The organism is Brevundimonas sp. (genome assembly GCF_036402095.1).
Classification (GTDB): domain Bacteria; phylum Pseudomonadota; class Alphaproteobacteria; order Caulobacterales; family Caulobacteraceae; genus Brevundimonas.
This window is the reverse complement of the sequence record NZ_DASWTO010000080.1, coordinates 1-7,281: the sequence shown is the minus strand read 5'-3', so window position 1 is coordinate 7,281 and position 7,281 is coordinate 1. Positions and strand designations below refer to the sequence as shown.

The following is a 7,281-nucleotide window of genomic DNA, read 5'->3' as shown; positions in this document are numbered from 1 at the left end:
GCCCATGACGGTCATCGGAACCGGTGGCGTGGCCTCGCTGTTCGAAGGCGCAACAGACTCAATCGACCGGTTCGATCCGGACCTGACCATCCGCGGCCTCCTCGAAATCTGGCGGCGGAACACCCACATCAAGGGCGCATGAAAAAACAAACCAGTGACGAACTCGTCTTCCTGCCGCTGGGCGGGTCTGGCGAGATCGGGATGAATCTCAACCTCTACGGCTACGGGCCGGAGAGCGACCGGCAATGGATCGTCGTCGACGTCGGCGTGACCTTCGGCGACCTGTCGACGCCCGGCGTCGACGTCATCGTGCCCGATCCCGCCTTCCTCGAGGGCGAGACCATCCGCGGCATCGTCCTGACCCACGCCCACGAGGACCATATCGGCGCGCTCGGCTGGCTCTGGACGCGGATGAAGGCGCCGCTGTACGCCACGCCGTTCACCGCCTTCCTGATCCGCGAGAAGCTGCGCGAGGCGGGCATTCTCGACCAGGTCGAGATCCACGAGATTCCGCTGGGCGGCACGGTCGACCTGGGCCCGTTCACGGTCGACTTCATCACCATGACCCACTCGATCGCCGAGCCGAACGGACTGGCGATCCGCACCCCGCTGGGCACGGTGCTGCACACCGGCGACTGGAAGATCGACGACGATCCCATCGTCGGCGGCGTCACCGATTCCGGGGCCATCGCCCGCCTCGGCGACGAGGGCGTGCTGGCCATGGTGTGCGATTCCACCAATGTCTTCGTCGAGGGCGTGGCCGGGTCGGAGGGCGAGGTCCGCGACGCCCTGACCAGCCTGATCGGCGGTCTGAAGGGCAAGATCGCCGTCGGCTGCTTCGCCTCGAACGTGGCCCGCATGGACAGCATCATCCGCGCGGCCGAGGCCGCCGGACGGCGTGTCTCGCTGGCCGGCCGGTCGATGCACCGCATCACCGCGGCGGCCAAGCACGTCGGCATGCTGCAAGGCATCCAGCCGTTCCTGTCCGAGCAGGAGGCGCGGGTCTGGCCGGCCGACGAAATCCTGTTTCTGTGCACCGGCAGCCAGGGCGAGCCGCGCGCGGCCCTGTCCCGCGTCGCCGAGGGCACCCACCCGTACATTTCGCTCAGCCGTGGCGACCACTGCATCTTCTCGTCGCGGGTGATCCCGGGCAACGAGCTGTCGGTCGGCCGCCTGCAGGACAAGCTGTCCGATCGGGGGGTGCGCATCTACACCGAGCGGGACCACCCCGGCATCCACGTCTCGGGCCACCCGTGCCGCGAGGAACTGCGCCAGATGTACGCCTGGGCCCGGCCGAGGATCGCCGTGCCGACCCACGGCATGCGCCGCCATCTGGCCGAACACGCCAACCTGGCCAAGGACATTGGCGTTCCCGAGACGGTGACGCCCCGCAATGGCGACATGGTGCGGCTGGCGCCCGGGCCGGCGGCCATCATCGACGAGGTCCCGAGCGGCCGGCTGTATGTCGACGGCGGCCGTCTGGTCACTGAACAGGGCGAGGCCCTGCATGAGCGTCGTCACGCCTCGACCAACGGCGTGCTGATCGTCAGCTTCGCCATGGACCGGCGCGGCAAGATCGTCAGCGACATCGACGTGCGCGCCATCGGCCTGCCGGGCGACGCGGAAGCGCCGCTGGGCGACGCCCTGGACGACCTGGCCGAGCGGGCGGAGGCCGCGGTGATGAAGCTGAAAGGGGAGGCGCTCGAGGACGAGCTGGTCATCGAACAGGCCGTATCGCGGGCGCTCAAGAAGGCGAGCCAGCAGATCTGGGACCGCCGTCCGATCGTCGAGACGATCGTGCTGAGGCTTTGAACCCGTCGCCGGGCTTCCTATAAGGAGCCGATTCCTCCGCCCCAAGGACCCCCCATGCCCGACGCCCCGCCCGAGTTCCGCTACAAGCGCGTCCTGCTGAAGGTGTCGGGCGAGGTGCTGATGGGCGATCAGGCCTATGGCATCGACATGAAGACGGTCGCCACCGTGGCCGAGGCGGTGGCCCAGGTGGCGCGCGAGGGGGTCGAGATCTGCCTCGTCATCGGCGGCGGCAACATCTTCCGCGGGCTGAGCAAGGCCGCCGGCGACATGGACCGCGCCACGGCCGACTACATGGGGATGCTGGCCACGGTGATGAACGCCCTGGCCATGCAGGCGGCGCTGGAGAAGATCGGCGTCCAGACGCGGGTGCAGAGCGCCCTGACCATGAATGCGGTGGCCGAGCCCTATGTACGCCGCCGGGCCCTTCGGCACCTCGAAAAGGGCCGGGTGGTGATCTTCGCCGCCGGCGTCGGCGCGCCCTTCTTCACGACCGACTCGGGGGCCGCCCTGCGGGCCGCGGAGATGGGCTGCGACGCCCTGCTGAAGGGCACCAGCGTCGACGGCGTCTACACCGCCGACCCCAAGAAGGACGCCACGGCGACGCGCTACGACACCCTGACCTATCACGACGTGCTGGCGAAGGACCTGAAGGTCATGGACGCCTCGGCCATCGCCCTGATGCGAGACTCCGGCATTCCGATCGTGGTCTTCTCGATCCGCGAGGACGGCTCCCTGCGCAAGACGCTGACCGGCGAGGGGACCTTCACGGTCATCACCTCAAAAGCTAAATCAGCCTGACAAGCCATTCGAGAACGAGAGAAAAGCCATGGCCAAGCCTGATCTGAAGACCTACCGCGACCGGATGGACAAGGCGGTCAGCGCGCTGAAGGAAGAGTTCTCCGGCCTGCGCACCGGCCGCGCCAACGCCGGCCTGCTGGAGCCCGTCCAGGTCGAGGCCTACGGCTCGATGTCGCCGCTGCACGCCGTGGCCGCGATCAGCGTGCCCGAGCCGCGCATGATCTCGGTCAGCGTCTGGGACAAGAGCATGGTGACGCCGGTCGAGAAGGCCATCCGCGCCGCCGGCCTGGGCCTCAACCCCATCGTCGACGGCCAGACCCTGCGCATCCCGGTGCCACCGCTGACCGAGGAGCGCCGCAAGGATCTGGCCAAGCTGGCCGGCAAGTACGCCGAGCAGCAGAAGATCGCTGTGCGCAACGTCCGCCGCGACGCCAACGACGATCTGAAGAAGGCCGAGAAGGCCTCGGAGATCAGCCAGGACGAGCAGAAGAAGATGGAGGCCGAGGTCCAGAAGGACACCGACGCGGCCATCAAGCGCATCGACGAGGCCTTGAAGGCCAAGGAAGTTGAGATCATGCAGGTTTGACGGCGCGTTTTGCCGTAGGATACGCGCCGGTCATGCCCGTCGAACCCCCTGAGCCCCCGCCCGCGTCCGACGGGCCCCGCCATGTCGCCCTGATCATGGACGGCAACGGGCGTTGGGCGCAGGCGCGCGGCCTGCCCCGGGCCATGGGTCATCGCGAAGGGGTCCAGGCGCTGAAGCGCACCGTTCAGGCCGCGCCGGCCCTGGGCATCCGCTGCCTGACCGTCTTCGGCTTCTCGACCGAAAACTGGCGCCGCCCCGCCGAGGAGGTCTCCGACCTGATGGGGCTGGTCCGTTCGTACGTCGCCAGCGATCTGAAGCGGCTCGAGCGCGAGGGCGTGCGGATGCGGATTCTGGGCCGTCGCACGGGCCTTCCCGTCGACATCGCGCAGATCATCGAGCGCACCGAGGCCAGCACGGCCCACAACGACAAATTCCTGCTGCAGGTGGCCTTCAACTACGGCGGCCGGGCCGACATCGTCGACGCCGCCCGGCTCTACGCCGAGCGCGTGCGATCCGGAGAGGCGACGGGACCGCTCGACGAGGAGACGCTGGGGCTGGGTCTGTCGACCGCCGGCGGGCCGCCCGTCGACGTCATCGTCCGCACCTCGGGCGAGCAGCGGCTGTCGAACTTCCTGCTGTGGGAGGCGGCCTACGCCGAGCTGGTGTTCCAGAACGTGCTGTGGCCGGACTACGGGGCGGAGGCGCTGGCGGACGTGGTCCGGCAATACCGTGATCGCGACCGCCGCTTCGGCGGCCTGTCCTCCACGCCCGCCCTCGCGGCAAGCTGATGGCGATGCGCGCCGGCGACATAGGCCTCCGGGCCGCCTCGGCCGTGGTGCTGGCGCCGGCGGCGGTGCTCGGCATCTGGGCCGGCGGTCTGTGGTTCCTCGCCCTGATGCTCGTAGCCTGCGCGCTGCTGGCCGTGGAATGGGCCATGATGAGCGCGGCGACCGCCTGGCGGCTGATGGCCGGGGCGGTCGGGTTCGGCCTGTTCGCGGCGGTCATCTCGGCCCATGTCGAGCAGTTGTCGCTGGCGCTGGTGATGCTGGTGTTCTGCGCGGCGGCCGCGGGTCTGTTCGCGCGCAGCCGGGGCCAGGAGGCGCTCGACGCGGCCTACGGCGTCCTCTACCTCGGCTGGCCGGCGGTGCTGCTGATCTGGCTCCGCAACGGCACGGAGCCCAGCGGACTGGCCTGGACGGTGTCCGCCTTCATCATCGCCTGGGCCTCGGACATCATGGCCTATATGGTCGGCAGCCTGATCGGCGGCCGCAAGCTTTGGCCGCGCTTCTCGCCGAACAAGACCTGGTCGGGCTTCATCGGCGGCCTGGTCGCCGGGACGGTCGCCGGGGTGCTGCTGGCGACCTTCCTCGACATGGGGGTCGGCCCGGTCTGGGGCGGCGTGCTCGGACTGGCCGCGGCGCTGGCCACGATGGCGGGCGACCTGTGGGAATCGGCGCTCAAGCGGCGCTACGGGGTCAAGGACGCGGGCAAGCTGATCCCGGGGCATGGCGGCCTGCTGGACCGGGTCGACGGCCTGATGTTCGCGGTCGTGGTCGTCGCCTGCGGGCGGCTGCTGGTGGTGACTTTCGGGGCGGGATCATGATCCGGCGCCGGGTCACCGTTCTGGGCTCGACGGGATCGGTCGGAACCTCGACGCTGGAGCTGATGGAGCAGGCCGAGGCCAGCGGAACCGGCGCCTTCGAGGTCGAGGCCCTGACAGGCGGGGCCAATATCGCCCGGCTGGCCGAACAGGCGCGACGCTGGAAGCCCAGGCTGGCGGTCACCGCCGACCCCGCCCGTCTGGGCGAACTGAAGGACGCGCTGTCCGGAACCGGGGTCGAGGCCGCGGCCGGGGAGGGGGCGGTGATCGAGGCCGCCGCCCGGCCCGCCGACTGGGTCATGGCGGCCATCGTCGGCGCGGCCGGCCTGCGCTCGGCCTGGGCGGCGGCGGCGACGGGAACCACGCTGGCGCTGGCCAACAAGGAAAGCCTGGTCTGTTGCGGCCCGGCCCTGATCGAGCGGGTGCGACGCTCCGGAGGCCGGCTGATCCCGGTGGATTCCGAGCATTCGGCCATCTTCCAGGTGTTTCCCCACGAGGCGCCGCATCAGGTCCGCAAGCTGGTCCTGACCGCCTCGGGCGGGCCGTTCCGGTCCACGCCGCGCGAGGCCCTGGCCGACATCACGCCGGAACAGGCCGTGGCCCACCCAAACTGGAGCATGGGGGCCAAGATTTCGGTCGACAGCGCCACCATGGCCAACAAGGGACTGGAGGCGATCGAGGCGGCGTATCTGTTCGACATGCCCGCCGACCGGATCGACATCGTGGTGCATCCGGAATCGATCATCCACAGCATGGTCGAGTACGTCGACGGCTCGACCCTGGCCCAGCTGGGGCCGCCCGACATGAAGACGCCGATCGCCTGCGCCCTGGCCTGGCCCGAGCGGATCGCCTGGCCGGCGCCGAGGCTGGACCTCGCCGCCCTTGGCCGCCTGACCTTCGAGGCGCCGGACGAGACCCGGTTTCCGGCCCTCAGGCTGGCCCGCGACGCCCTGCGGGCCGGCGGGTCTGCGCCCATCGTCTTCAACGCGGCCAATGAGGTGGCGGCGCTGGCGTTTCTTGACCGGCGTCTGGGCTTTCTCAATATTGCCGCAGTCGTCGCCGACACCTTGTCGCGCGTGACGGCCTCGGGGGTGGATTCCGGTTCCCGCAACGCCTGCGATGCGGCTCTGGCCGTGGATGCGCTGGCGCGGCGGGAGGCGGAGTCGATCGTCCGGGGTCTGGCCGCGGCGGCCTGAACGGCGGAGGGTGACATAACGGCATGACGGGCTTCCTGGGCCAGGCGCTGCTCTACATCGTGCCGTTCCTGCTGGTGCTGACGTTCATCGTCACCATCCACGAACTGGGCCATTTCCTCGTGGCGCGCGCCTTCGGCGTGAAGGTCGACCGGTTCTCGGTCGGCTTCGGCAAGACCATCGTCGGCCGTACCGACCGCCACGGCACGGAATGGCGCATCGCCTGGCTGCCGCTGGGTGGCTACGTCAAATTCTCCGGCGACCTCGACGCCTCCAGCGTGCCGGATCAGGCCGGGCTGGCCGAGCTGCGCCAGCGGGTCATCGCCGAGCACGGCCCAGGGGCCGAGCGCGACTATTTCCACTTCAAGCCGATCTGGCAGCGCGCCCTGATCATCGCGGCCGGCCCGGCGGCGAACTTCCTGCTCGCGATGGTGCTGCTGACAGGCCTGTTCATGGCCCTGGGCGAAGTGACCGCGGCGCCGCGCGTCGGCCAGGTCGCCCCGGGCTCGCCCGCCGCGGCCGCCGGCTTCCTGCCGGGCGACCTGATCCGGTCGGTCAATGGCCGTGCGGTCGACGAGGGGGCCGACGTCACCGAGATCGTCATGCTGAGCGCCGGGGATCCTCTTCGCTTCGTGGTCGATCGTGCGGGGAGGGAGGTCCAGCTGATCGCCACCCCGGTCCGTCAGGTCGAGAACAACGCCATCGCGGGCCGGGTCCGGGTGGCGCGCATCGGCCTCGGGATCCAGCCGCTGCGCTCGGACATCCAGTATCGTCGCCTGAACCCGATCGAGGCGGGCGCCCGCAGCGTCGAGCGGATCGGCTCCACCATCGGCGGCACGCTGACCTATGTCGGCCGCATCTTCGCCGGCAAGGAGTCGGGCGACCTGCTCAACGGGCCTATCGGCATCGCCAAGGCGGCGGGCGGCATCACCCAGCAGTCCGCCGCGGCCAGCGACGATCCGACCCTCAGCGCGCTCAACGTGCTGATCAACCTGATTCAGCTCGCCGCCCTGGTTTCGATCGGAATCGGCATTGTTAATCTGCTGCCGATCCCGGTCCTCGACGGGGGCCACCTTCTGTTCTACGGCTATGAAGCTGTGGCGCGCAGGCCAGTCCCCGCACGTGTTCAGGAAGTCGGCTATCGCGTCGGTCTTGCTTTGCTGGCGGGATTGATGTTGTTCGCCACCTGGAACGACCTGCAGAAGCTGAGCCTGTTCAAATTCCTCGGCGGGCTCGCCTGATGAGCCGACGCCAGCCCCCGATGGTTTCCCGCATGATCCGACAAGACGCGT

7 protein-coding genes and 1 pseudogene are annotated in these 7,281 nt (G+C 69.6%); all 8 read left to right on the top strand.

Annotation, left to right across the window (positions count from 1 at the left end; translation table 11 throughout):
• Window positions 1-142, top strand: a pseudogene (locus VGD32_RS06570) (pantothenate kinase); the annotation flags it as partial.
• A complete protein-coding gene (locus tag VGD32_RS06565; protein ID WP_331031103.1) occupies window positions 139-1,812 on the top strand; it encodes a ribonuclease J in 1,674 nt (557 codons plus the stop codon). The pseudogene VGD32_RS06570 and the gene VGD32_RS06565, both read left to right, overlap by 4 nt.
• A 54-nt stretch (window positions 1,813-1,866) precedes the next feature.
• On the top strand, window positions 1,867-2,610 hold the full coding sequence (gene pyrH / locus VGD32_RS06560) for a UMP kinase (protein ID WP_331031102.1): 744 nt from the start codon (window positions 1,867-1,869) through the stop codon (window positions 2,608-2,610).
• A 28-nt stretch (window positions 2,611-2,638) separates the two neighbouring features.
• Complete coding sequence (gene frr / locus VGD32_RS06555; RefSeq protein ID WP_331031101.1) at window positions 2,639-3,196, top strand: ribosome recycling factor; 558 nt, start codon at window positions 2,639-2,641, stop codon at window positions 3,194-3,196.
• A gap of 32 nt (window positions 3,197-3,228) precedes the next feature.
• On the top strand, window positions 3,229-3,984 hold the full coding sequence (gene uppS, locus VGD32_RS06550; protein ID WP_331031100.1) for a polyprenyl diphosphate synthase: 756 nt from the start codon (window positions 3,229-3,231) through the stop codon (window positions 3,982-3,984).
• On the top strand, window positions 3,984-4,799 hold the full coding sequence (locus VGD32_RS06545) for a phosphatidate cytidylyltransferase (RefSeq protein ID WP_331031099.1): 816 nt from the start codon (window positions 3,984-3,986) through the stop codon (window positions 4,797-4,799). The genes uppS and VGD32_RS06545 overlap by 1 nt, the downstream gene beginning before the upstream one ends.
• Entirely contained in the window at window positions 4,796-5,992 is a 1,197-nt protein-coding gene (dxr, locus tag VGD32_RS06540) for a 1-deoxy-D-xylulose-5-phosphate reductoisomerase (RefSeq protein ID WP_331031098.1), read from the top strand. Before VGD32_RS06545 ends, dxr begins: the two co-directional genes overlap by 4 nt.
• A gap of 23 nt (window positions 5,993-6,015) precedes the next feature.
• On the top strand, window positions 6,016-7,230 hold the full coding sequence (locus tag VGD32_RS06535; RefSeq protein WP_331031097.1) for an RIP metalloprotease: 1,215 nt from the start codon (window positions 6,016-6,018) through the stop codon (window positions 7,228-7,230).
• The last annotated feature ends 51 nt before the right edge of the window (window positions 7,231-7,281 follow it).

Excerpts from the sequence above, each read along its gene's own strand:
- frr (WP_331031101.1), top strand. The coding sequence starts at position 2,639 with ATGGCCAAGCCTGATCTGAAGACCTACCGCGACCGGATGGACAAGGCG.
- dxr (WP_331031098.1), top strand. The coding sequence starts at position 4,796 with ATGATCCGGCGCCGGGTCACCGTTCTGGGCTCGACGGGATCGGTCGGA.
- uppS (WP_331031100.1), top strand. The coding sequence starts at position 3,229 with ATGCCCGTCGAACCCCCTGAGCCCCCGCCCGCGTCCGACGGGCCCCGC.
- VGD32_RS06545 (WP_331031099.1), top strand. The coding sequence starts at position 3,984 with ATGGCGATGCGCGCCGGCGACATAGGCCTCCGGGCCGCCTCGGCCGTG.
- pyrH (WP_331031102.1), top strand. The coding sequence starts at position 1,867 with ATGCCCGACGCCCCGCCCGAGTTCCGCTACAAGCGCGTCCTGCTGAAG.
- VGD32_RS06535 (WP_331031097.1), top strand. The coding sequence starts at position 6,016 with ATGACGGGCTTCCTGGGCCAGGCGCTGCTCTACATCGTGCCGTTCCTG.
- VGD32_RS06565 (WP_331031103.1), top strand. The coding sequence starts at position 139 with ATGAAAAAACAAACCAGTGACGAACTCGTCTTCCTGCCGCTGGGCGGG.